The following is a 23807-nucleotide window of genomic DNA, read 5'->3' as shown; positions in this document are numbered from 1 at the left end:
AGCAAGCCCGCTCCCACAAATCCTCTGCAACCCCGATTAACTCAAGCTCCCATCAACCACCAACACCAACTTCCCCGACACCTGATTGGTCGCCAGTTCCGCAAACGCCGCCTCGGCATCCTGGATGGCAAAGGTTTTCGCCAGTTGCGGATTCAAACGACCTTCGGCAAACAGCGGCCAGACCTGCTGGCCCAACTCACTGATCAGATCAGCCTTGAACTGCTCATCGCGACTGCGCAGGGTCGAACCCAGCAACTGAATGCGCTTGCCCAGCACTTGGGCCAGATCAAACTCGGCGGTGCGACCGCCCATGAGCCCGATGATCACCCAACGGCCGTCAACTGACAAAAGTTTCACATTGAGTCTGGCGTAGCTCGCACCCACCGGATCGAGGATCACGTCGAAAGGGCCGAGGTCGTTCAGGCTGTCGATATCGTCGGTGCGCACCACACCACCCTGGGCGCCCAATGCCTCGCAGTAAGCCAGCCGCTGCGCCGAACCGACGCTGACCCAGCATGGGTTGCCAAACGCCTTGCACAGCTGGATCGCGGCCGAACCAACGCCACTGGCGCCCGCGTGCAGCAGCACTTTTTCACCCGGCTTGAGCGCGGCCAGTTGAAACAGATTCAGCCACGCGGTGCTGTAGACCTCAGGCAGGGCGGCGGCTTCAGCCAATGACAAGCCCTCCGGCACCGGCAACACATGGCGGCCATCGACCACCACTTCCTCGGCCATGCCGCCACCGGCCAGCAACGCGCAAACGCGGTCGCCAACCTGCCAGGACGAGCCGGGCCCGACCTCGCTGATCACCCCGGAGCACTCCAGCCCCAGCACCTGGCTGGCACCGGGTGGCGGCGGATAGAGCCCGGCCTTCTGCAACAAATCGGCCCGATTCAAGCCAGCCGCCGCCACCCGAATACGGACTTGTCCGACATCGCACACAGGGCTCGGCTCATCTGCCCATACCACTTGGCCTTCAACGCCTTGCAATGCTTTCACGGTGCCTCCATAGTGAGTCTTGACTGGGCCCGCTGCTGTAACGCCGGGCTTTCTTGCATTATGCGCCCGGGCCACATGGAACCGGCGACTTCAAAGACGGCCTACTATGCGTTATCAATTGTCCCTGCGTCGAATCAGCATGAAGCACCTGTTCCCCAGCACCGCCCTCGCGCTAGTCATTGGCCTCGGTCTGTTGCCAATGTCGAGCGATACGTTCGCAGCCAACAGCTGGGACAAGCTTCAGCCCGATCGCGACGAGGTGATTGCCAGCCTGAACGTCGTCGAGTTGCTCAAGCGTCATCACTACAGCAAGCCGCCACTCGATGACGCGCGCTCGGTCATCATCTACGACAGCTACCTGAAGCTGCTGGATCCATCGCGCAGTTATTTCCTGGCCAGCGACATCGCCGAATTCGACAAGTGGAAAACCCAGTTCGACGACTTCCTCAAGAGCGGCGACCTGAACGCCGGGTTCATCATCTACAAGCGCTACCTGGACCGCGTGAAGTCGCGCCTGGACTACGCCCTTGCCCAGTTGGACAAAGGCGTCGATAAAATCGATTTCAACGCCAAGGAAACCTTGCTGGTCGACCGCAAGGACGCCCCTTGGCTCAAAAGCACGGCCGACCTCGATGACCTGTGGCGCAAACGCGTCAAGGACGAGGTGCTGCGCATGAAGATCGCCGGCAAGGATCCCAAGCAGATCCAGGAAACGCTGACCAAGCGCTACAAGAACCAATTGGCTCGCCTGGACCAGACCCGCGCCGAAGACATCTTCCAGGCGTACATCAACACCTTCGCCATGTCCTACGACCCGCACACCAATTATCTGTCGCCGGATAACGCGGAGAACTTCGACATCAACATGAGCCTGTCCCTGGAAGGCATCGGTGCGGTCCTGCAGAGCGACAACGATCAGGTCAAGATCGTGCGCCTGGTACCGGCGGGTCCTGCGGACAAGACCAAGCAGGTCGGACCGGCGGACAAGATCATCGGTGTTGCCCAGGCCGGCAAGGAAATGGTCGACGTGGTCGGCTGGCGCCTGGACGAAGTGGTCAAGCTGATCCGCGGCCCGAAAGGTTCCGTGGTGCGCCTGGAAGTCATTCCGGCCAGCAATGCGCCGAACGACCAGACCAGCAAGATCGTGTCCATCACCCGCGAAGCGGTGAAGCTCGAAGAGCAGGCCGCGAAGAAGTCGATCCTCAACCTGAAGCAGGACGGTAAGGACTACAAGCTCGGCGTCATCGAGATTCCAGCCTTCTACCTGGACTTCAAGGCGTTCCGCGCCGGCGATCCGGACTACAAGAGCACCACCCGCGATGTCAAGAAGCTGCTGACCGAACTGCAGAAAGAGAAGGTCGACGGGGTCGTCATCGACCTGCGCAACAACGGCGGCGGCTCCTTGCAGGAAGCCACCGAGCTGACCAGCCTGTTCATCGACAAGGGCCCGACCGTGCTGGTGCGTAACGCCGATGGCCGGGTGGACGTGCTGGAAGACGAGAACCCGGGCGCATTTTACAAAGGCCCGATGGCGTTGCTGGTCAACCGCCTGTCCGCGTCGGCTTCGGAGATTTTCGCCGGCGCCATGCAGGACTACCACCGCGCGCTGATCATCGGCGGCCAGACCTTCGGCAAGGGCACCGTGCAGACCATCCAGCCGCTCAACCACGGCGAACTGAAGCTGACCCTGGCGAAGTTCTACCGGGTGTCCGGCCAGAGCACCCAGCATCAGGGCGTACTGCCTGACATCGATTACCCGTCGATCATCGACACCAAGGAAATCGGCGAAAGCGCCCTGCCCGAGGCGATGCCGTGGGACACCATCAAGCCGGCGATCAAACCGGCGGTCGACCCGTTCAAGCCGTTCCTGGCCCAGCTAAAGTCCGAGCATGACACCCGCACGGCCCAGGACGCGGAGTTCGTGTTCATCCGCGACAAGCTGGCGCTGGCGCAGAAGTTGATGCTGGAGAAAACCGTCTCCCTCAACGAAGCTGATCGTCGCGCGCAACATGCCGACATCGAAGCCAAGCAACTGGTCATGGAAAACCTGCGTCGCAAGGCCAAGGGCGAAGAACCGCTCAAAGAGCTGAAGAAAGAAGACGAAGACCTGATCGCCGAGCCGGAAAAAACCAAGCCGGAAGACGATGCCTACCTGAGCGAAACCGGGCGCATCCTGCTCGATTATCTGAAACTCAACACGGCGGTCGCCAAGCACTAGGATGATGGCCATTTAATGATGGCCCTCGTCTGAGTGTCATCAAACTGACATCAGTCTGTCGTGAAATACAGGACTGGGCGCACCCTTGAACGGGCCGCGCCCAGTCCTTTTTTTATCGCCAGAGATCGCCATGACCACGACAGAACAGCTGGGTGCCTTGAGTTCCATCCTGGCTCAAAGCGGTTTGCACAGCCTGTTCCAACCGATCATTTGCCTCTCCGAACGGCGCATCCTCGGCTATGAAGCCTTGACCCGCGGCCCGTCCAACAGCCCGCTGCACTCCCCCATCGCCCTGCTCTCCGTGGCGCGCCAGGCCGGACGCCTCAGCGAACTGGAGCTGGCCTGCCGGCGCAGCGCCTGCCAGCGCTTCAATGAGCAAAAGCTGCCGGGCAAGCTGTTTCTCAACGTCTCGCCAGAATCGTTGCTGGAATCCGCCCACCAGACCGGGCGCACCTTGCAACTGCTGCAGGATTTCGGCATCCCGCCCAGCCAGGTGGTGATCGAACTGACCGAACAAACCCCCATCGATGACTTCCAGCTGTTGCAGAACGCCTTGCATCACTACCGGGCCATGGGGTTTTCCATCGCCCTGGACGACTTGGGTGCCGGTTACTCAAGCCTGCGGCTCTGGTCCGAATTGCGGCCTGACTATGTGAAGATCGACCGGCACTTCATCGATGGCATTCATCAGGATGCGCTCAAGCGCGAATTCGTCGGCTCGATCCTGAAGATCGCCCGCACATCACGGGCCCAGGTGATTGCCGAGGGCATCGAACTGCCGGAAGAACTGGCGGTGTTGATCGAGATGGGCGTCGATCTGGTCCAAGGCTACCTGCTCGCCCGCCCCCAAGAACAACCGTCACGCGACGCCCGGGCGCTAATGCCCCGGCAGGACAGCGGCGCAGTGCCGCTGACCGATGACGTCAACGACCTCGGCGCACTGCTCAATGAACAACCGGCGGTGGCCCACAACACACCCACCGCCACGGTGCTGGAAGCGTTCCGGCGCCAGGCCAACCTCAACTCCCTGGCGGTGCTGGACGACCAGGGTCAGCCCTGCGGCATCGTTCATCGCCACTCACTCTCGGACGCCTTGCTCAAGCCCTTCGCCACCGACCTGTTCGCGCGCAAACCCATCAGCCGCCTGATGAGTGATGACTTCCTCGCCGTGGAACTGAACCAGTCCCTGCAACAAGTCAGCCGCCTGATCACCAGCCGCGCCCGACAACGTATCGAAGAAGACTTCATCATCACCCTCAACGGCAGCTACATCGGCCTGGGCCGGGTGATCGACGTGCTCAAGCTGATCACCGAACTGAAGATCCAACAGGCCCGCTACGCCAACCCGCTGACCCTGCTGCCGGGCAACGTACCGATCCAGCAATGCCTCACACGCCTGCTCCAGCAACGCCAGGAATCAGTGATTTGCTACGTGGACATCGACAGCTTCAAACCCTTCAACGACATTTATGGCTACGGTCGCGGCGACGAAGTCCTGCTGTGCCTGGCCCAATGCCTGAACGAACGCATCGACCCCAGCCGCGACTTCGTCGGCCACATCGGCGGCGACGACTTCCTCCTGGTCCTCGGCCCGGAAGACTGGCGCAAACGCCTCGACCAACTGCTCAGCGACTTCCAGACCCACTGCCGGCGCTTCTACCGACCCGAACACCTGGAGGCTGGCTGTTTCACCGCGTTGAACCGGCAGGGTGTGCGGCAGGATTTTGCGTTGTTGTCGTTGTCCATCGGGGTGGTGCATCTGCGCCCGGAGGCATGTGATGAGTTGAATGCGAGCCAGTTGGCGGAACTGGCTTCGCAGGCCAAGCATCATGCCAAGGAGATAATGGGGGGGAGTTTGTATTTGGTTGAGGCTGCGGCGGTGGAGTTATCGGAAGCAGTGGTTTGACGCTGCTCTGGTAATCGCTATCGGTCAAAAAGATTGCAGCCAGCCCTGATAGTAATCGGTCTGCTCCTGAATATCAGTCACCAAGTCCTGATCCTCATAGTCAAAAATGTTGACCATGTCGCTCTCGACTGCTGGCTCGCCCCAGCGAAGCTCGTAGGCAACTATGCCATTGGCCATCTGAGAGGACATCCGCGAAGGGTAAACATTAATTTTTGCCCCCTTGCATAAAAATCTGACATCAGAAAACTCTTGCCTAACTTCTCCCAAGCACAAGTAAAAATCCACCCCAGTGTATTTCCTCAACACTCCATCCGGCATAGTAACCAGCATAGTCACGGTTTTTCGATCGCATTCGAATTTCGCACTCTTTATCACTCCATCCACTTCAATTACAACCTCTTTAACAGCCATTTCATCACCTATCAAAATTAGGAATAGAGTATCCAACATACGACCCGTCGGCATGCACAGGCGTGGCCCCCACTATATCTTTCTTATCAACCCCTCCTGGAACAGCTATCTCCACCTCTTTTCGATGCGGTGACAGCAAACCCAGTTTTTTATTCACATCAATACCCACCACGTTTTTCAGCACATACACATATCCTGAATCGAACCCAAAGCCAGTCGCAAATTTTACTGCTTCCGACTTCGAGCTTGTCGTACTCACATAAATACTAGGCGGATTTCGATTATCTCTGGCATGCAAAAATAAATCGGTACTGAACCCTAAAGGTTCAAAACCAGCATCAAAAATTTCCCATGGTTCCCTTGAATCGCCTCGATAGGATAGGTGTTTTTTGATTGGGTTTGAGGAACATTGGGACCACCCTCATCCACCCCAACCTTACCCGCCGGATCCTGCCCCCCAACCTCCGGCCGGCACCCGCCCTTCCCCGGGCAATCCACCAACCCCAACGGATCCACCCACCCCGTCGGGTTCACCGTGTACCGATACCCATTGAGCCCACCCGCCAGTTGGCTCGGGTCGGGCGTCAGGTAGCGGCCGGTGTCGGGATTGTAGTAGCGATGCCGGTTGTAGTGCAGGCCGCTTTCGGGGTCGAAGTATTGGCCCTGGAAGCGCAGGGGTTGTTCGAGTTGTTCGCCGCCGTCGTGCTTGGCCTCGATGAGTTTGCCGTAGCCGGTGTAGCGCGCCGACCAGACGAGCTCGCCGGCGGGGTTGGTCAGTTCCTGGGGCGTGCCCAGGTGGTCGAGGTGGTAGTGGAACGGGCGCGCTGCCAGGCCTTTGCCGTCGAGCATCGCCAGGGGGCGGAAGGTGCCGGGTTCGTAGACATAGCTGCGGTGGTGGCGCTGGCTGCTCTCGGCGACGAGCTGATCGCCCTGCCAGAAAAACTCGGTGGTCAGGCCGTTCACGGTCTTGCTGATACGTCGGCCGAAGGCGTCGTAGCGGTAGGACGTTTCGCGACCGTCCGCCGTGGTGACGCCGATCAGGCGGTGCTGGCTGTCGTAGCGATAGTCGGCAACGAGGCTGGGGACGTTGCCACGGCGCTCGCGGATCAGGTTGCCGTAGGCGTCGTAGTCGTAGCGACGATCACCTTCTATCAGCAGGCGGTTGCCCTTGAGGGTGGTCGGGCCCGGGCGGTCATGCAGCAGCACGTTGCCAGCCGGGTCGTGGCTGAACTGTTCCAGCGGGTCGCTGTGGGAATACTGGATGCTGATCAGCCGATCCAGCGGGTCGTACTGGTAACTGCGACGGTTGCGGTTATTGGCCTGGGTTTCAAGGTTGCCCTTGGCGTCGTAGGCATAGTCGCGCCAGAACAGTTGCTGCTGGTGTTGCCATACGGTCTGGGCCTTGAGGCGGCCTTGGTCGTCGTAGGCGTATTCGCTGAGCAACGACCCTTGTTGGCGCTGCAGTTCTCGTCCACCTCGGAACCGATGGTGGGTGAGTCGCGCGCCGTTGAGGTCGATGGCGGTCAGCGCACCACCTTTGGCGTGATGGAAATCGAGCTGGCTGTGGTCCGGCAGGCGCAGGTGGTTGAGTCGCCCACAGGCGTCGTAGCGATAGCGCAGGGTGCCCCAGCCTTGGTGTTCCGTGATCAGCCGGTCCTGGGCGTCGTATTCGAAGGCCAGCGGATGATCGGTGCCGTCATCGACTTCCACCAGCCGCCCCCGCCCGTCATAGCGATAGCGGATCGCCTCGCCGTCGGCCAGGGTCTTGACCCGCAGCCGCCCGGCCGCGTCGCGCTGGTAAGCGGTGACCCGTTGCGAGCCGTCCGCGCCGTGCTCGGTTTTCTCCAGCAGGTAACCGTTGAGGTCGTAGGCGTAGGCAGTGCGTTGGCCGTCGAAGCCCACTTGCTGTCGGATCAAACCGTTGGGCGTGTAGTCCAGCTGATATTTTTCGCCGGATTCGTTTTCGATCTCCGTGAGCAACAGCCGCGCCGAGTCGTAGCGGTACTTCAGCTCACTGCCGTCGGGGTTGAGACGGCGGCTGACCAGGTGCAGGTCGTCGGCGTACTCGTAACGGGTGATGCGCCCCAGCTCATCGCGCTCGGACGTGACCTTGCCGTAGGCGTTGTAAGTCCAGGCCCGGTTGGCGCCGTTCGGCAAGGTCGTCTGGAGCAGCCGGCCTACGGCGTCCCATTGGTAATGCGTAAGGGCGCCGTGTTCGTCGTGGCGGGACAGCAAGCGCCCAAGGGCATCGTAGGAATAACACCGACGACTGCCGTCGGGCAGGACCTCTTCCGTCAGTTGCCCCAGTGCATTCCAGGCGAAATCATGAAAACTGCCGTCAGGGTGAGTGATCATCACCAGACAGCCTCGGGCGTCGTATTTGTAGAAGGTGCTGGTCCCGTCGGGGCCGACCGACTCGATCACGTCGCCCTGGGCGTTACGTGGGTAGGTCCAGAGCGCTTTGCCGCGACCTGAGCCCTGGGTGCGAGCGTGCAGGAAACCGTTTCGATATTCGTAGGACGTGGGCTCGTCTTCAGGCGGAATCAGCGTCACCAGCCGTCCGACTTCGTCGTAGCGGTATTCGCTGACGGCACCCAGCGGGTCCTGCTCGGCGATCAACCGGCCCTGATCGTCATAGGCCTTGAGGTGCTCGCCGCCATCGGGCTCGACCTTGCGCACCAACCGCGCCCGGTCATCGTGGACATACACCTCCTCACTGCCATCCAGATGCCGGACCGTGACGCTACCGTCCTCGCCCCAGGTGTAGCGGCTGTCCATCTGCGCAAACGAAGCCCAGTGCCGGACGCAGCGGGCCGCTTGCCCGGTGCCCTGCCACTCCCAGTAGAAACTCGCGCCGCCGGCCAGTTGGCGCTGGAGAATGACGTGCTGGTCGTCGTAGTCGTAGCGTTCGGTTTCACCGGCGGCGTTGGTCGCTTCGATCAGTCGAAAACGTCCGTCGTAGCGGTAGGACACCAGCGTCTGTTCGGTGCGCCAGGCGTCGTCCACGGTGGCGGCCGGATGAAAAGACTGATAGTCGACGGCAATCAGGTGGCGCTGCTGGTAACGCAGGCACAGGCTGCGGCCGGCGCCATTGTCCAGGCGGCTGATGTCGCCATTGATGTTGCGCTGGAGGGTCAGGCGGTTGTCGTAGCGGTCGCTAAGGGCGAACAGGCGACCGTCGCGAAAGTGCAGGAACGGCGCCTGTTCGCCCGGCTGGGCGATGATCAGCTCGTCCGTCTCGACCCCGAGGTAAATGGCCGCGCGAGCGAGACTGTTATGGATAACCGGACGTTGGGTGGTGGGCAGCGGAAACGCGGTCCGGCGGTTTTCCTGATCGACCCAGATGACCTGCTCGCCCTCGACCAGCAAGCGATGCGCCAGGGCGTGACTCCAGCCGCGACCAAGCCCGATGTCCAGGTCGGCGGCACTGGTGCGGTACAGGCGGGTGAAGACAAACGGCAGCCGACCATCGAGCGTGCCGTCTTCCAGGGTCAGCAGCTCTTCGCCGGTGACCATCGACACCGGGCAACCGCTGGTGCGGGTCAGGGCCGCGCTGTCGGCGCTGTCGCCGTTGGGGTTTTTCGATTGGGCAGGGGCGTCGTCGTGGGGTTCGTGTCTTTTCAGCGTGGTGTTGCGCTGTGCGTCCCAGCGCAGCTGCATCCGACCGTTCTTCACGCCGGCGGCAATGCCTCGGGCCGCCACGGTTTTGTAGCGGTCCACGTAGATCATGAAACCATTGACCACGGCGAAAATCGCCCTGATGAAACGCTGCGCGGCGGCCAGCAGGCGTTCGCCTACGCGGACCAGGCGCATCGACAGGTAGGCAATCCCGGCGCCTGCTCCAGCGAAGGTCAGGACAACGCCGATCAGCAGGTCGATGATCAACTGCACGGCGAACGTCGCAAAGGTCTGGGCGGTGCCACCGGCGACTTCGCTGGGCGGCAGCATCTGCAACCAGAGACTGGCGGTGCGTGCCAGCAGGCACAGCGCCGCTTCATCGCTGGCGAGCAACTGCAGCTTTGCCATCACCTGCGGCGCGGCCTGCGCCAGGTCTTGCAATTGCCTGGCGCTGTCACCCAAACGGTCAGCGAACTGCCCGGGGTCCTTGAGGATGTCCGCGATCAGGCTGATGCTGTCCCACACGCCGTCAATCGCCGCCCAGCTACCGGCGAGCAGGCCATTGCCCACCGCAGCCGCCGAAGCGCAAACCGATTGTTGCGCCCACTGCGGCTTGAAACCCTGCCACTCGCCGCGCAACCAGTCCGTCAGCTCAGCGCTCAGGCCATCGTAGGAAGAAAACAGTGCCTGCAGCTGTGCGGGCGACACCTTATTTTGCACATGAACCCGATAGCGCTTGCCCGCCTCGCCATGGAAGGCGCCCAGGCCCTGTGCATCCAGGCTGACCGGCGTGACCTCGCCGGTGTCCACCGCCACCACATCCACCACGATGTCGCCCAGCGCAATGTCGTACACCGACTCGACCTTGCTCTCGATCATCATCACCCCGCTACGCGGGCACTGGGCGACCGTGGAGAAAAAATCATCGTCGCCGCTGCTGACAGCGGTGGTGCTGTCGCCGAAGCGGATCAGCCGCTCCATGCCCATCAGCGAGGGCAGATCGGCCGCATGGCTGGCTCGGTCCGCCGCCTGGCTGTACCAACGCTCGAGCTGTTCGCGATAGACGGACAGGGTGTCCTCGAAGCTGTCGAGCTCCTGCTCGATGCGGCTCGCCTGATCCATCAGGACCCGGCTCGCTCAAGGACCAGCAGGCAAAAACAGTCGAACATGGCAGGCGTCTCGCAGCGCTCAGGAAGCGCGAGACTTTGCCGGGGATGAATGAGGAAATAAGTCAGGAAATGCAGCGGAGAATGTAGGTTAATTCGCTAAATACGCGCGACCGAACCAACCCTCAACGGCAGGTGCCTGGCGGGCTGTGGATAACCCTATTGGTCGCCGGTTTGGAGCGACTTGAGTTTGAGCTCCGCCAACGGGTGCCCGGCCTTCGCCGCCAAGGCCCACCAGCGTGCCGCTTCGACGCGGTCCGGCGCCTTGCTGGCAGTGCCGGCCAAGCTGATCACACCGACTTGATAGGCAGCCTTGCCATCACCTGCCAGCGCCGCCAGCCGCAGCAGGCGAATGCCCTCCTCGCGCGCGCCCAACCCATGGCCACGAAACGTCAGGATATGTCCGTAGAAACTTTGGGCGCCCACGTCACCGAGATTGGCCATGCGTGAGAACTGGCCTTCAAGCCAGGCCCAGCCACGCGGCTGGCGGACGAACCACGCCCAATGAAACAAGCGCCGCGCCAACCAGTAACCGGCTCGCGCCTTGAGTCGCCAGAGCACTCAGGCCTCCGCCGACTCGGGGTATTCGTATTCAAACACCCGGACCACTTCCGAAGCGTGCCAGGACGCGGCGGCCACGCCATCGGAAGGCCCGGAGAAGCGGCCCAGGCGCTCGACGCATTCAAAGAAACCGGTGCGCGGCAACCGGCTCGCGCCCTGGCTGATCACCAGCGAGCTGCGCAGCGGTTGTTCCGCTCGGGCGTCCAGCGCCGCCAGATGCTCCAGGGCGGCGGTCAGGGTCTGCATCGCCGGGCTGGGGAGCTGCAAACGCTCCAGCAGGGCGCGGTACGTCAACAAATGGCGCTGGCGGCGCGCCTGGTCCAACTCACCCAACAACCCATCCCAATGCTGCCGACTGATGCGTACGCTCACGACTCATCCCTCCAACCCGGTACCGTCAATTCCCAGGCCAGACTGCGCCGAATCGCGGCATCGGGCTGACGCTCACCGCTCTCGATCAAGGCCAGATAAGACGGGCTGATACCTACCGTGCGGGCCAGCGCCTCGATGGCGATGCCCTTCCCTTCGCGCAAACTGCGTAATTGATCCAGGCCAGGGAGAACCTGGCCCGGTACCGCCGCATGCCGGACTGTCGCTTCGCGCGACGGTGCTTGATCGAGCCCTGCGGCCTTCAGTAACGACTGGTACTGCTCCCACGGCAAAACCGCGTATTCGGGCTCTCCGTCGCGGGTGATTACTTGAATATCCATGTCTACCCCGTAGGACAACAACACTTAGCGAGTCAGCCTTTTTTCTAGGAAGTGTAATCCTAAATACCGGCTAAGGTCGTGGGGCGATGAATTCTATGGGGAAGAACACGCAGGATCAGGGTTTTTCCTGACCCTGGAGCTGGAGTTGTTCGGGGGTATCGGGGAGCCTCTCGACCCGGGCCAGCTTCTCGGGGGATTGGCGATAACGCCAGGCCCGGAACGCTTCGAGTTCGCCATCCAGGGTCTTCATGACCCACGCCAGCACGGCGATGTCGTCGAACATGCCAAACATCGGCAGGATATCCGGGATCGCATCCAGGGGGCTGAGGAAATACATCAGGCCGGCCACCACCGACAGCATCGACTTGGCGCTGACAGCGCGATACTCGCCCCGCCAGTAGGCCAGGCACAGGGCCTGCAACAGGCGCAGGTCTTCCTTGAGCTTACCCAGCCGCCCACCCTCCCGGGCGCTTTTGCTGGCGACAGCGAACAATAACGTCGGCAATCGACCGCGGGCCAGCAAGCGCCCGGCCAGAGGTAGAAATCGCGCAAAACTCCACGGCGCTTTCATTTTTTCTCCCACTGAAATGTTATCCACACAAATTGTGGATAACCTTGTGAACAGAGCTGCATTTCAGCGCTGAAGCCCCCGTCTCATAAGGGCTTGGCTTAGATCGGGCGTTTTTTACTCACATAAAAAAACCCAATATTTCATTGACTTGACCGGCTGACTGCGGCTAGCACAGCGCCTGTATTGCCTATGACTCTAGCCTGCGTGGTGCGTTCGGTTTTTTTACATTTGCCGAGGGCCAGATGCAACAACGCCCCGCATAAGCGAGGCGTTGTTTTTAAAGCTGACGCGATTACTTGGCTGCGTCTTCTTTTGCCGGATCCTTGATCGCCAGCAGCTCCAGGTCGAACACCAGGACCGAGTTGGCCGGGATTGCCGGGCTCGGGCTCTGGGCGCCGTAGGCCAGGTCGCTCGGGATGTACAGCTTGTATTTCTCACCGACGTGCATCAGTTGCAGCCCTTCGACCCAACCCGGGATCACGCCGCTGACCGGCAGATCGATCGGGCTGCCACGTTCAACAGAGCTGTCGAACACGGTGCCATTGGTCAACTTGCCGGTGTAGTGCACCGTCACGACGTCGGTCGGCTTGGGCTGTGGACCATCGGCTTTCTTGACCACTTCATACTGCAGGCCGGAAGCGGTGGTGGTCACGCCGGTTTTCTTGCCGTTTTCTTCGAGGAATTTCTTGCCGGCAGCGGCCGACTCTTCACTCATCTTGGCCATGCGCTCTTCAGCACGCTTTTGCAGTGCAGCAAAGGCCTCGACCAGTTCTTCGTCTTTCAGCTTCTGTTCTTTCTTGCCGACGGCATCTTCAATGCCCTGGGCAACCGCCTTGGAGTCCAGGTCATCCATACCTTCCTGAGCCAGGCTCTTGCCCATGTTCAGGCCGATCCCGTAGGAAGCTTTCTGCGCCGGGGTTTTCAGCTCTACGCTGGTCTGCGAGTCGCAACCCGCCAGTACCAGGCCAACCAGGGCCACCGCCGCCGCCAACCGATGCTGTTTCATGCTATTTCCTTGTTCATGCGCCTAAAGGGCAATCGAGTAAAGCCGCGAGCTTATCAGGCGGCCACGACCAATGGCTACCGGCATGTGAGCCACAAAGCGAGGATAAGTTCAGGCTGGCAAACGCTTTTTGGCCTCGGGCAGATGAAGCCTCTGTCATCTGTTTCGTACAGGGCCCGATTACCACGCCGCCATGGGAGGCAAAGCTAATGGCCACTTGCCCGTGAGGCAGCACTGAGGCATAAGGGCGTATCAAAAATACAAGGACGTTACCGTGCGCCTTCTCTCTCGCATTCTTCTGTTGCTGCTCGCACTGCTGATCGTGGTCTTGGCAGTGGTGCTGTATTACGTCGCCAACCCGCGCCTGCCCTTCTACACCCCGGCCGAACAGGTGCATTACCTGGACCAATGGAGCGCCGCCGAGCGCCAGACCTACTACTTCACCCCCCAGGGCACCCAGGTCAAAGGCTTGCATTACAACTGGTTCACCGCCCTCGAACTGCCGTTTTCGCAACAACGCTTCGCTTCGCCTGAGTACCTGGCGCGCTTCGGCTTCCTGGTGGACCCGGCCCAGAAAGCCTCAGCGGATAACCCTGGCAACCTGCCGGTGGGTTTCGCCCGGCACCAGAACCCGGGCAGCACCGACGAATTCCTGGACATCACCTGCGCGGCCTGTCACACCGGCGAGCTGCGCTTCAAGGGCCAGGCGATACGGATCGACGGTGGCTCGGCCCAGCACGTGCTGCCTTCCAGCGTTCCTACGCTGCGCGGTGGCAGTTTCGGACAGGCACTGGTCGCCAGTCTTGTTTCGACTTATTACAACCCATGGAAATTCGAACGTTTTGCCCGTCAAGTTCTGGGTAACGACTACGACGCTCGCCATGAAGACCTGCGCCAGGCGTTCAAGGCCTCCATGGATACATTCTTGCGCACGGCCTGGAACGACACCCATCGCGGCCTCTACCCGACCGAAGAAGGCCCCGGCCGCACCGACGCCTTTGGCCGCATCGCCAACGCCAGCTTCGGCGATGCCATTTCGCCGGACAACTACCGGGTGGCCAACGCACCGGTGGATTACCCGCAGCTGTGGGAAATGTGGACATTCGACTGGGTGCAATGGAACGGATCGGCCCAGCAGCCGATGGCCCGTAACGTCGGCGAAGCGCTGGGGGTCGGCGCGACGCTGAGCTTTTTCGACGCCCAGGGCAAACCGTTGCAGGGCGACGCGCGCTACCCTTCCAGCGTACGCGTACGCGACCTGAACAAGATCGAAGAAACCTTGCAGTTGCTCAAGCCGCCCGTGTGGCCGGAGCCGCTGCTGGGCACGATCGATAAACCCCTGGCCGCCAAAGGCCGGGCGCTGTTCAGCGAAAACTGCGCCGGTTGCCATGTCCCCCAGGTGGTCCAGGGGCCCGACAGGCCGGTGCAGCAATTGCACATGCTGCCCGTGAAGGTGATCGGCACCGACCCGGGCACCGCCAATAACATTGCCGACCATCGCTTCGACCTGACCAGCCTGCAATGGGACCCGGCCGAACTGGCGAAGCTGGAAGTGCAATTGCACCCGACCCCGAAAGAGCCGCTGGACCTGAGCCAACTCTCGGTCGCCAAGGGCCTGGCCTACGTCACGGCTTTCGTCGAAAACCGCGCCTACCGCGATGCCGGGGTTACCGCCGCCGAGCGCCCGGCCCTGGACGGCTTCGGCCTGCCCATCGGCGTGCGTGAGCTGCGCGCCTATAAGGCCCGGCCATTGGCGGGCGTCTGGGCCACGCCACCGTTCCTGCACAACGGCTCGGTGCCAACGATATACCAATTGCTTTCACCCCAGGACGAGCGGGCGACCACCTTCTTTAAAGGCAGCTTCGAGTACGACCCGAGGCACCTCGGCTATCGCACCGAAGCCTTTGCCAACGGCTTTCTGTTCGACACCCGGATCACCGGCAACCACAACAGCGGCCATGAATTCCGCGCCGGCGAAAAGGGTAACGGCGTCATTGGCCGCCTGTTGCAACCGCAGGAACGCTGGGCCTTGCTGGAATACCTGAAGGTGCTCGGCGGCCCGCTGGAGTCGCAACTGCAATGATGAAACTCACAGGCAAAAGGATTTCCCCATGTTGATCACGCTCTGGCTGCGCCTCGGCGCCTTGTTGGGCAAGACGCTCCTGTGGCTGCTGGGCATCGGCCTGCTCGGCTGGGCGCTGGCGACGGCCTGGTACGCCTGGCAACACAGCGGCCCGGTGTCGGACCAGGAGCAGATTCCGCCCGGCGAAGCCGCCATGACCCAGGACATCATCCAGACCGCGATCCGCATCGTCGATCAGCACCGCGATGGCACGCGCTACCTGCGCGATGCCCATGCCAAGGCGCACGGCTGTGTCATGGCCGAAGTGCAGGTGCCGAGCGATCTGCCGGCCCCGTTGCGCCAGGGTGTGTTTGCCGAGCCGGGCAAGGTCTGGCAAGCGACGATTCGGCTGTCCAATGGCAATGCCTACCCGCAGTTCGACAGCCTGCGGGATGCGCGCGGGATGGCGATCAAGCTGCTGGACGTGCCGGGCAAGCAACTGCTGGCTGACCGGCAATCATTTGGCGAACAGGACTTCGTGATGTTCAATCATTCGAACTTCTTCGTCAGCGATGTCGCCGAATATCGTCAGAACGTGGCCGCCCAGGCCGACGGAAAAAAAGTCACGGCGTTCTTCCCGAGCATGGATCCGCGCAGCTGGCAGATTCGTCATTTGTTCATTGCCCTCGCGACCCTTTCACCGCCACCGGCCAGTCCGACCCAGACCACCTACTTTTCGGTATCGCCCTACAAATTCGGCGCAGCCAACGCGAAGTTTCGCGTAGCACCGGACCCGGACAACTGCCCGGCGTATGCCCTGCCCGCGCAAAACCAGGCCCTGCCGAATTTCCTGCGCAGCGCCCTCAACCAGCAGTTATCCACAGACCGAGTGCCGGCGTGTTTTGTCTTGCAGATCCAGCGCCAGGACCCGAGCAAGTACATGCCGATCGAAGACACCAGCATTGACTGGCGGGAAAGTGATGCACCGTTCGAGACCGTGGCCCGCATCAAGGTGCCGGCCCAGGATTTCGACACCCCCAAGCTGAACCTGGCCTGCGACAACCAGTCCTTCAACCCCTGGTTCGGCATCGAGGCGCATCGCCCCATTGGCGGCATCAACCGTCTGCGCAAAGCGGTGTATGAGGCGGTCAGCGATTACCGGCACAGTCGTAATGCTGAGCAATAGGTAAAGAGTGTCAATCATTCGGGCGAATGGGACCTGGGCCTCAGACTTTGAAATGGCTGACCATCATCTGCAACTGGTTACCCAATCGCGCCAGTTCGACACTCGATGCGGCCGTTTCGTTGCTGGCAGCGGCGGTCTGTTCGGAGACGTCGCGTACGTTGACGATGCTGCGGCTGATCTCTTCGGCCACGGCGCTTTGTTGCTCCGCGGCGGCAGCAATCTGCTGGTTCATCATCTGGATGCTTGAAACGGTGCGGGTGATGTTTCCCAATGACACACCGGCCTTGCGCGTCAATTCAACGCTGCTATCGGTCAGGCTGCGGCTCTGGCTCATCAAGCTGGTGACTTGCCGTGTGCCATTTTGCAGACCGGCGACCAGGCCCTCGATTTCCTCGGTGGACTGTTGAGTACGCTGGGCCAAGCCGCGAACTTCGTCGGCGACTACGGCAAAACCACGACCGGCCTCGCCGGCACGGGCCGCTTCGATAGCAGCGTTAAGGGCCAGCAGGTTCGTCTGCTCCGCCACGGCCTTGATCACGTCCATAACGCTGCCGATCTTGTTGCTTTCCTGCTGCAACAGGACCATGGCCTCGGTAGAGCGCATCACTTGAGCAGCCAGGTGTTCGAACTGCTCGATGACCTCGGCAACCACCTGATCACCTTCACGAGCCTGACCGTCGGCATCGGCGGCGGCACGTGAAGCTTGTTCGGCGTTGCGTGCGACTTCCTGCACGGTGGCAGCCATTTCGTGCATGGCAGTGGCGACTTGATCGGTCTCGACTTTCTGGCTGTTGACCCCGGCGCTGGTCTGTTCGGTCACGGCCGATAGCTCCTCCGCCGCGTTGGATATCTGCGTGACGCCGTCACGAATACCGCCGATAAGGTTGCGCAGGGTCTCGCCCATGTGCTGAATGCCTTGTTGTAACATCCCCAACTCATCACGACGGGTGACCAGCAGGTTCTGAGTGAGGTCGCCAGCCGCGATGCGGTCGACAACGCCGAGGACTTCTCGGATCGGACGGGTGATCTGACGGCTGATGATCCAGGCGGCCAGAATACCCAGCAACAAAGCCACGCCGGCAGTACTGCTTAGTTGAACTTTAGCTTGGTCGGATTCCTGATCACGCTTCACAACTTGCTCGATCGAAACCTGTTTGCACAACTCAAACAGTTGAGTGATGTGGGTATCCAGTGCTTTTTGTGCCCGTTCAGCCGCCAACTGTGCATCGTGAAATTGGCCCACAGTGGAGCGGTAACCCAACAGAGCCTGACTGGCACGCTGTATGCCATCAGCTTGTTCAGGGGGCATCATTGCAGCGATCTGTTTGATATTATTTTGGGCCCGCTCAATGGCATCCAGAGCAGGTTGCTCCAGTTCGGCTTTGCCGCCGGAAATGTAACCACGCAGTTCAAATCGGGCTTTCTGAAACAACAGGTTTTGATTGACGATAGAATCCAGAAGCGCCTCTTTTTTTTCGGCATCCTCTTCAGGAAAAATACGCTTGTGAAGCGCATCATCGATCTTGTTGAACTCATTCGCAACCGTTTCAGCGTACCTGTCGAATAGGCTACGAGTGGCTTCGCGAGCCTCGATTGCCTGGCTGAGCCGGATAAATTCCGCGCGGTAGTTTTTCGCTAAACCCACCTCGTCATTGATTGCTTGAACATCACGAGGAAGCACATACACGTTTTGGGCACGCTGCAAATACTGATCGAGCTTGTCCAGCACGTTGATGACAGTCGTCGCGTTGGCGGCAGTATAGTTAATTGTATGGGACAACCGCGCAATGCGAACTTCCTTGGCAACATTCTCAATTTCGAGCATTAGCACTTGCTTTTCGCTCCGCTGGATCAGAGCGTTCAAACCGAACCAACCGGTAAAGGCAATCATCAATGCCAGCAGCAAAACCAGAGTAAAACCCAGCGCGAGCTTTAAGCCCACGCTGAGGTTACCGAATACCTTACTCATTAACTTCCTCGCTAAGCATTAATACCAGTGAAAAGGTCTCTATAAAATCCTGACACTGGATGCTGATTAATCAGAAATAAAAGCAGGCAGACTTGTTCTGTAGGCCGCATTTAAAAATCCGTACTTAAACCGCCCACCTCATGGAACCCCAGCCTGGAAGCCATTTCCATGAATGCAAAAAAAGACTCTTCCCAAGCCAACTGTTCGTTTTCAGGCGTCCTTTGCTGAGAGGGGTTGACTCATGAAAAATAGTTTAATGATCAGGTAGGCTTGGGCGCTATCGGCCAAGACTGACTTTACAGCAGGGATAGGAGTACCCCGGCCAAGGCACCCTTGTGCCGCGCGCTACGTTTAGCCTTTTCTGGAGCACCGCCAGATGGCGCTGAATCATGCGTGCCGCGCCGGCGAAGGTGCCGTTCTCGAACACCGCCTGCAATGCGGCAGGTTGGATCCGCATACGGGAGCCTCCGACGCGCCATCTACTCTCATACGATAGCCGTTGCCGTCAGCAAAGCCTCAAAGGCGGCACGCGGCATGGGTTTGCCGAACAAGTAGCCTTGTACTCGCCGGCAGCCTTGCGCTATCAGGTAGTCCGCCTGCGCCTGCGTTTCCACCCCCTCCGCCACGACTTCCAACTGCAACGCCGCTGAAATCGACAGCATGGCCTTCACCAATTCGCACTGGCGGCGGACATGCGGAACATCTTGCACGAACGACTTGTCGATTTTGATCTGCGCCACCGGGAAACGGTGCAGATAACTCAATGCTGAATACCCGGTGCCAAAATCGTCGATCGAGATTGTTACCCCCATCTGATCCAACTCCGTCAGCATCCGTGCCACTTCCAAGCTGTCGTCCAGTAGCAGGCTCTCGGTGATCTCCAACTCCAGCCATTGGGCCCTGCATCCGCTGTCGGCCAGGATGCGGCGCACCGATCCCACCAGATCGTTGCGCAAGAACTGGCGTGTCGATACGTTCACGGCCATCTTCAGCGGTGCAGTCAACATCGCTTCGTGCTCCCGGTTCCAATCCGCCACGGCGGCACAGGCGTTAGCCAACACCCACTCGCCAATGTCGACGATCAACCCGGACTCCTCGGCGATCGGGATGAACCGGTCCGGTGGCACCATCCCATGCCCCGGGCGGCTCCAGCGCAGCAAGGCTTCCGCCCCGACTACGCACCCGCTCGGTAGCTCGATCTGCGGCTGGAAATGCAAGGCCAGCTCACCTTTGCCACAGGCCTTGCGCAAGGCTGACTCCAGCTCCATTCTTTCAGAGGATTGAACACTCAATTTTCCATGGTAGAACTGGAAATTGTTGCGCCCCTCCTTCTTGGCGTAATACATCGCCATATCGGAATACCTGAGCAGCGCATCCATCTCGACGCTGTCGTCGGGATACAGCGAGATGCCGATGCTGGACGATACGAACAGTTCACCGCCATCGATCATGAAAGGAGCGGCCAGCGCTTGTAATATCTTGCCGGCGATCGTGTTCAGGTCGTTTTTGTCGCTCACCGCCGTCAGCAGGATTCCGAACTCATCGCCACCCAGCCGCGCCACTGTGTCGGAGGTGCGCACGGCGAATTTCAAGCGATGTGCCACCTCGCACAGCAAGCGGTCGCCGGCCTCATGCCCCAGCGTATCGTTGACTTCCTTGAAGCGGTCCAGATCGAGAAGCATCAGCCCAAACCCGTTGCCATACCGCTTGGCTTGAGTGATCTCCTGTTGGATACGGTCGAAGAGCAGTGCGCGATTCGGCAACTTGGTCAAGCCATCGTAAAAGGCCTGGTACTGCACCTTCTTGCGGTATTGGTCGATTTCCGTGATGTCGCGTCCGACTGCCAGCACCTGCGCCACCTGACCAGCATCATCGAACTCGGGACTCATGCGGACATGGGAGCAGTATTCGTGACCGTCCGCCTGCCAGTGCAGTTCGAAATCGCGCGGCTCGCCCGTCTCGAAGACTTCGAGTGTCTTGTCCATGTATCCCTGCGCGTGGCTGCCGCCGGGAAATTCGATAGGCGTGGTGCCGAGGATTTGCGCCAAGTCCCCGCCCATGTCGGCTATCAACTTGCGGTTGGCATACCTCCTTCGGCAGTCCTTGTCGTAACGGGAGATCGTGTCGGGCGAGTTTTCCGCTAGGGTGCGAAACTCCTGCTCTCGGGTGTGCAGCAGTGCCTCCAGGCGCTTGCGTTCAGTGATGTCGCGAGTCATGGCCATGTTGTAGCCTTGACCGCTGGACTCAAAATAGTTGGCTAAAATTTCAACCGGAAAAATGCGGCCATCTTTCGCTCGGTGGCGGGATTCAAACGTCAGCGAGCCATTGACCTGGAGGTCGCACCAATGTTCCGGCCAGATGGCTTGCTGATAGTCGGGGTCAATGTCCGGGACGCTCAAGCCTAGCAACTCTTCCTGGCTGTAGCCCAAGCCTCGGCAAGCGTGCGGATTGACGTACGAGATTCTCGCCTCTTCGTCTATCAGGAAAATCGCTTCCTCGACATGATCGATGGCGTACTTCAACAGGCCTAGCTCGTCTTCACGCCGCTTGCGTTCCGTAATATCACGGCCGATACCGAGTACGCCGGCAACACTGCGATTGGCGCCATATACCGACACCTTGCGCGTTTCCAACAGTATTCGCCGACCATCCTCGGCAAGCGTCACCCACTCCTCATTGATACGAATGGTGTCGGCATCCATGGCCTCCCGATCTTTCTGGCGGAAGAAATCCGCCAATTCGACATCAACGAAATCGTAGTCGGTCTTGCCGACAATGTCGGCCTCCAGTGCGCCGAAGAAACGTTCGAACGCCGGATTGCAGGTCAAGTAAACACCTTCGGCATCTTTCAACCAGACGTAATCCGGAAGCGTTGTTATGACGCTGGTCAAGCGGTTTCTGACTTCCTCGACCAAATGCTCGCCTTGCTTACGCTCCGTGACGTCAAACATGAAGCCGTGCCAGACAATGGCACCGTCGGCTTCGCGCTGTGGAGTGGCGCGCGCCTCTATCCAACGCTCCGGCAGACCAGATCGGCAGATGCGGAAAACAAGCGTCAACGTCGAGAGCGTTAACGCCGATTCGGCCAGACCAGCCTCGATACTGGGCCGGTCATCGGGATGCACAAGCGCATGCAGGGGCGCCACGTCGTCTTGCACGTCTTCAGGCTGCAGGCCGTACATGTCGACAATGCCGTGACTGGCGAAGGGAAAACTGCAACGCCCTTCTGAAGAGCGACGCAATGTATAGACAAAACCAGGCACGTTGGCGATGAAACCCGCCATACATCTTTCGGCATCGCTGGTGGCCGTGAGGTTGCTGGGTTGACCGCCCGTAAGGAAGGCTTTCCGTGTCCTATGCGGAAACGTCGGAGGGATCGGTTCTTTCATGGTCGCGCGAGGATCTGCTTTTTCCAACATGTGAGAGGTCAGGCCCGGCCAACATGAATCTCGGCGGCGGGTTGATTGTTACGCTCCAGGTGGATTCTTCATCCGGTGGCGAACCTGCTGGCAGGTGCCGACATCAGTAGCCTGGCGTCGAAAAAAACTGACAGCAAATGCCATGACGCAGGATGCAGGCTATGTGCAGATGTCGGCCATCGGGCGATGCCGATTTACGGGTAGGCACGCCGACAATTCGTGTAGGCATTACCCTACTGCCCTTTCGCGACGTACTGTGTAACGTACCGGAAATGCTTGGCTGGTGAATTTCGACGGAATGCCATAAACGCAAAAAGCGGCCATAGGCCGCTCTTTGCGTTGCTTCCAGGCGTTCAGTGGCCTTGGTGGAAGCGAATATGGCGCAGCGGACGGGACTCGAACCCGCGACCCCCGGCGTGACAGGCCGGTATTCTAACCGACTGAACTACCGCTGCGCGTAACATTGAAAGCTTGGTGGGTGATGACGGGATCGAACCGCCGACATTCTGCTTGTAAGGCAGACGCTCTCCCGGCTGAGCTAATCACCCTGCACTTTCGATGCGGGGCGCATTCTCTCACAGTTTTTTGTAACGTGCTGATTTAATTAAAAATTCAGCAAAAAAAGTGAGCTTGTGCACCGCAGGAACTCCAGACAGCAAAAAGCCCGCGTGAGCGGGCTTTCCGTGGTGACCTGGCGTTCAGTGCTCCAGGTAACCGAATATGGCGCAGCGGACGGGACTCGAACCCGCGACCCCCGGCGTGACAGGCCGGTATTCTAACCGACTGAACTACCGCTGCGCGTAACACTTGAAACGAATGGTGGGTGATGACGGGATCGAACCGCCGACATTCTGCTTGTAAGGCAGACGCTCTCCCAGCTGAGCTAATCACCCTTCGCTTTCGGTGTGGCGCGCATTCTACGGAGCACTCCTTAAGCTGGCAAGCACTTTTTAAATTAATTTTTTCAGGCCTTCCAAAGGCTTAGCGGAGGGTTGGCCTATGGCGCCGCGCAGAGAATAATGCCCCCCTTTGTATAAAGGAGAGACTCACCCCATGTGGTTCAAGAACCTGCTTATCTATCGCCTGACCCAAGATCTGCCTTTTGATGCCGAGGCGTTGGAAACTGCACTGGCCAGCAAACTGGCGCGTCCATGTGCAAGCCAGGAGTTGACCACGTACGGTTTCGTCGCGCCGTTTGGCAAAGGCGAAGACGCACCGCTGGTGCATGTCAGCCAGGATTTCCTGCTGATTGCCGCGCGCAAGGAAGAACGCATTTTGCCGGGCAGCGTCGTGCGCGATGCCCTGAAGGAAAAGGTCGAAGAGATCGAAGCCGAGCAAATGCGCAAGGTCTATAAAAAGGAACGGGACCAGCTCAAGGATGAAATCATTCAGGCGTTCCTGCCCCGTGCATTCATTCGCCGATCATCCACCTTCGCCGCCATCGCGCCGAAACAGGGCCTGATCCTGGTGAACTCCGCCAGTCCGAAACGCGCCGAGGACCTGCTGTCCACCCTGCGTGAAGTCATCGGCTCGCTGCCGGTGCGTCCGCTGACGGTAAAAATGGCGCCGACCGCCACCATGACCGACTGGGTCAAGACCCAGAAAGCCGCCGACGATTTCTTCGTGCTGGACGAGTGCGAACTGCGCGACACCCACGAAGATGGCGGCATCGTGCGCTGCAAGCGCCAGGACCTGACCAGCGACGAAATCCAGCTGCACCTCAACACCGGCAAGGTCGTAACGCAACTGTCGCTGGCCTGGCAGGACAAGCTGTCTTTCGTGCTCGACGACAAGATGGTGGTCAAGCGCCTGAAGTTCGAAGACCTGCTGCAAGACCAGGCCGAGCAGGACGGTGGCGACGAAGCCCTCGGCCAGCTGGATGCCAGCTTCACGCTGATGATGCTGACGTTTGGCGAGTTTTTGCCGGCGCTGGTGGAAGCGCTGGGCGGGGAAGAGATTCCGCAGGGGATCTAAAGGCTGTTGATCTCCACTGTGGGAGCAACTGTCT

General features: G+C 60.0%; 16 protein-coding genes, 4 tRNA genes and 1 pseudogene. 5 read left to right on the top strand and 16 right to left on the bottom strand.

What is annotated here, in order from left to right; translation table 11 throughout:
- Positions 1-36 precede the first annotated feature (36 nt).
- Positions 37-999: a zinc-binding dehydrogenase gene (locus J7E36_RS18195; RefSeq protein WP_215005724.1), complete on the bottom strand. Its 963-nt coding sequence runs from the start codon at positions 997-999 to the stop codon at positions 37-39.
- Positions 1000-1138: 139 nt separating this feature from the next.
- On the opposite strand from J7E36_RS18195, the gene J7E36_RS18190 reads away from it, so the two are divergent.
- Positions 1139-3217, top strand: a complete 2079-nt coding sequence (locus tag J7E36_RS18190; RefSeq protein ID WP_215005727.1) for a carboxy terminal-processing peptidase — start codon at positions 1139-1141, stop codon at positions 3215-3217.
- Positions 3218-3347: 130 nt separating this feature from the next.
- Entirely contained in the window at positions 3348-5123 is a 1776-nt protein-coding gene (locus J7E36_RS18185) for a bifunctional diguanylate cyclase/phosphodiesterase (RefSeq protein ID WP_215005721.1), read from the top strand.
- A gap of 24 nt (positions 5124-5147) precedes the next feature.
- On the opposite strand, the gene J7E36_RS18180 is transcribed toward J7E36_RS18185, so the two are convergent.
- The 8 genes from J7E36_RS18180 to J7E36_RS18145 all read right to left on the bottom strand — a co-directional run bounded on the left by J7E36_RS18180 (position 5148) and on the right by J7E36_RS18145 (position 13166).
- Positions 5148-5534 (bottom strand): hypothetical protein, encoded by a 387-nt coding sequence (locus J7E36_RS18180; protein ID WP_215005719.1) that lies wholly within the window; start codon positions 5532-5534, stop codon positions 5148-5150.
- Positions 5535-5538: 4 nt separating this feature from the next.
- Entirely contained in the window at positions 5539-5880 is a 342-nt protein-coding gene (locus J7E36_RS18175; RefSeq protein ID WP_331275366.1) for a scabin-related ADP-ribosyltransferase, read from the bottom strand.
- Complete coding sequence (locus J7E36_RS18170; protein ID WP_231286407.1) at positions 5853-10274, bottom strand: RHS repeat-associated core domain-containing protein; 4422 nt, start codon at positions 10272-10274, stop codon at positions 5853-5855. The genes J7E36_RS18175 and J7E36_RS18170 overlap by 28 nt, the downstream gene beginning before the upstream one ends.
- Before the next feature lie 203 nt (positions 10275-10477).
- A complete protein-coding gene (locus tag J7E36_RS18165; protein WP_215005714.1) occupies positions 10478-10879 on the bottom strand; it encodes a sel1 repeat family protein in 402 nt (133 codons plus the stop codon).
- Complete coding sequence (locus J7E36_RS18160) at positions 10880-11251, bottom strand: hypothetical protein (RefSeq protein WP_003179080.1); 372 nt, start codon at positions 11249-11251, stop codon at positions 10880-10882.
- A complete protein-coding gene (locus J7E36_RS18155) occupies positions 11248-11589 on the bottom strand; it encodes a helix-turn-helix domain-containing protein (protein WP_215005711.1) in 342 nt (113 codons plus the stop codon). Before J7E36_RS18155 ends, J7E36_RS18160 begins: the two co-directional genes overlap by 4 nt.
- A 115-nt stretch (positions 11590-11704) precedes the next feature.
- Positions 11705-12160 (bottom strand): YkvA family protein, encoded by a 456-nt coding sequence (locus J7E36_RS18150; RefSeq protein ID WP_215005708.1) that lies wholly within the window; start codon positions 12158-12160, stop codon positions 11705-11707.
- 292 nt (positions 12161-12452) lie between these two features.
- A complete protein-coding gene (locus tag J7E36_RS18145; protein WP_215005705.1) occupies positions 12453-13166 on the bottom strand; it encodes an FKBP-type peptidyl-prolyl cis-trans isomerase in 714 nt (237 codons plus the stop codon).
- Between the two features lie 271 nt (positions 13167-13437).
- Here J7E36_RS18145 and J7E36_RS18140 point away from each other — a divergent pair, with 271 nt between their 5' ends.
- Positions 13438-15246 (top strand): di-heme-cytochrome C peroxidase, encoded by a 1809-nt coding sequence (locus J7E36_RS18140; RefSeq protein WP_215005702.1) that lies wholly within the window; start codon positions 13438-13440, stop codon positions 15244-15246.
- A gap of 28 nt (positions 15247-15274) precedes the next feature.
- The gene (locus J7E36_RS18135; protein WP_215005699.1) at positions 15275-16411 is read left to right on the top strand and encodes a catalase family protein; all 1137 of its coding nucleotides are present in this window, start codon (positions 15275-15277) and stop codon (positions 16409-16411) included.
- Between the two features lie 40 nt (positions 16412-16451).
- Here the strand turns inward: J7E36_RS18135 and J7E36_RS25615 are convergent, their stop codons facing one another.
- From J7E36_RS25615 to J7E36_RS18105, 7 genes and pseudogenes are all read right to left on the bottom strand, one after another.
- Positions 16452-17165, bottom strand: a complete 714-nt coding sequence (locus tag J7E36_RS25615; protein ID WP_435304182.1) for a methyl-accepting chemotaxis protein — start codon at positions 17163-17165, stop codon at positions 16452-16454.
- A 144-nt stretch (positions 17166-17309) separates the two neighbouring features.
- Positions 17310-18236, bottom strand: a pseudogene (locus J7E36_RS25610) (methyl-accepting chemotaxis protein); the annotation flags it as partial.
- Between the two features lie 629 nt (positions 18237-18865).
- Positions 18866-21769 carry an EAL domain-containing protein gene (locus J7E36_RS18125; protein ID WP_215005694.1) on the bottom strand — a complete coding sequence of 968 codons (2904 nt, stop codon included), beginning with the start codon at positions 21767-21769 and terminating at the stop codon, positions 18866-18868.
- A gap of 408 nt (positions 21770-22177) precedes the next feature.
- Positions 22178-22254, bottom strand: a tRNA-Asp gene (locus J7E36_RS18120).
- A 17-nt stretch (positions 22255-22271) separates the two neighbouring features.
- Positions 22272-22347 (bottom strand) — tRNA-Val (locus tag J7E36_RS18115).
- Positions 22348-22520: 173 nt separating this feature from the next.
- Positions 22521-22597, bottom strand: a tRNA-Asp gene (locus J7E36_RS18110).
- A gap of 19 nt (positions 22598-22616) precedes the next feature.
- Positions 22617-22692 (bottom strand) — tRNA-Val (locus J7E36_RS18105).
- A gap of 160 nt (positions 22693-22852) precedes the next feature.
- On the opposite strand from J7E36_RS18105, the gene rdgC reads away from it, so the two are divergent.
- Positions 22853-23773, top strand: a complete 921-nt coding sequence (rdgC, locus tag J7E36_RS18100) for a recombination-associated protein RdgC (protein WP_014339706.1) — start codon at positions 22853-22855, stop codon at positions 23771-23773.
- Positions 23774-23807: the final 34 nt, after the last annotated feature.

The sequence above is a fragment of the Pseudomonas fluorescens genome (assembly GCF_018614775.1).
In the GTDB taxonomy this organism is placed as follows: Bacteria; Pseudomonadota; Gammaproteobacteria; order Pseudomonadales; family Pseudomonadaceae; genus Aquipseudomonas; species Aquipseudomonas fluorescens_BY.
The sequence above is the reverse complement of the archived record's forward strand: the minus strand, read 5'-3'. Positions and strand labels throughout refer to the sequence as shown.

What these genes read in the sequence shown, in the direction of transcription:
- J7E36_RS18190 (WP_215005727.1), top strand. Translation starts at nt 1,139, where the DNA reads ATGAAGCACCTGTTCCCCAGCACCGCCCTCGCGCTAGTCATTGGCCTC.
- J7E36_RS18185 (WP_215005721.1), top strand. Translation starts at nt 3,348, where the DNA reads ATGACCACGACAGAACAGCTGGGTGCCTTGAGTTCCATCCTGGCTCAA.
- J7E36_RS18180 (WP_215005719.1), bottom strand. Translation starts at nt 5,534, where the DNA reads ATGGCTGTTAAAGAGGTTGTAATTGAAGTGGATGGAGTGATAAAGAGT.
- J7E36_RS18170 (WP_231286407.1), bottom strand. Translation starts at nt 10,274, where the DNA reads ATGGATCAGGCGAGCCGCATCGAGCAGGAGCTCGACAGCTTCGAGGAC.
- J7E36_RS18155 (WP_215005711.1), bottom strand. Translation starts at nt 11,589, where the DNA reads ATGGATATTCAAGTAATCACCCGCGACGGAGAGCCCGAATACGCGGTT.
- J7E36_RS18150 (WP_215005708.1), bottom strand. Translation starts at nt 12,160, where the DNA reads ATGAAAGCGCCGTGGAGTTTTGCGCGATTTCTACCTCTGGCCGGGCGC.
- J7E36_RS18145 (WP_215005705.1), bottom strand. Translation starts at nt 13,166, where the DNA reads ATGAAACAGCATCGGTTGGCGGCGGCGGTGGCCCTGGTTGGCCTGGTA.
- J7E36_RS18135 (WP_215005699.1), top strand. Translation starts at nt 15,275, where the DNA reads ATGTTGATCACGCTCTGGCTGCGCCTCGGCGCCTTGTTGGGCAAGACG.
- J7E36_RS25615 (WP_435304182.1), bottom strand. Translation starts at nt 17,165, where the DNA reads ATGCACGAAATGGCTGCCACCGTGCAGGAAGTCGCACGCAACGCCGAA.
- J7E36_RS18125 (WP_215005694.1), bottom strand. Translation starts at nt 21,769, where the DNA reads ATGAAAGAACCGATCCCTCCGACGTTTCCGCATAGGACACGGAAAGCC.
- rdgC (WP_014339706.1), top strand. Translation starts at nt 22,853, where the DNA reads ATGTGGTTCAAGAACCTGCTTATCTATCGCCTGACCCAAGATCTGCCT.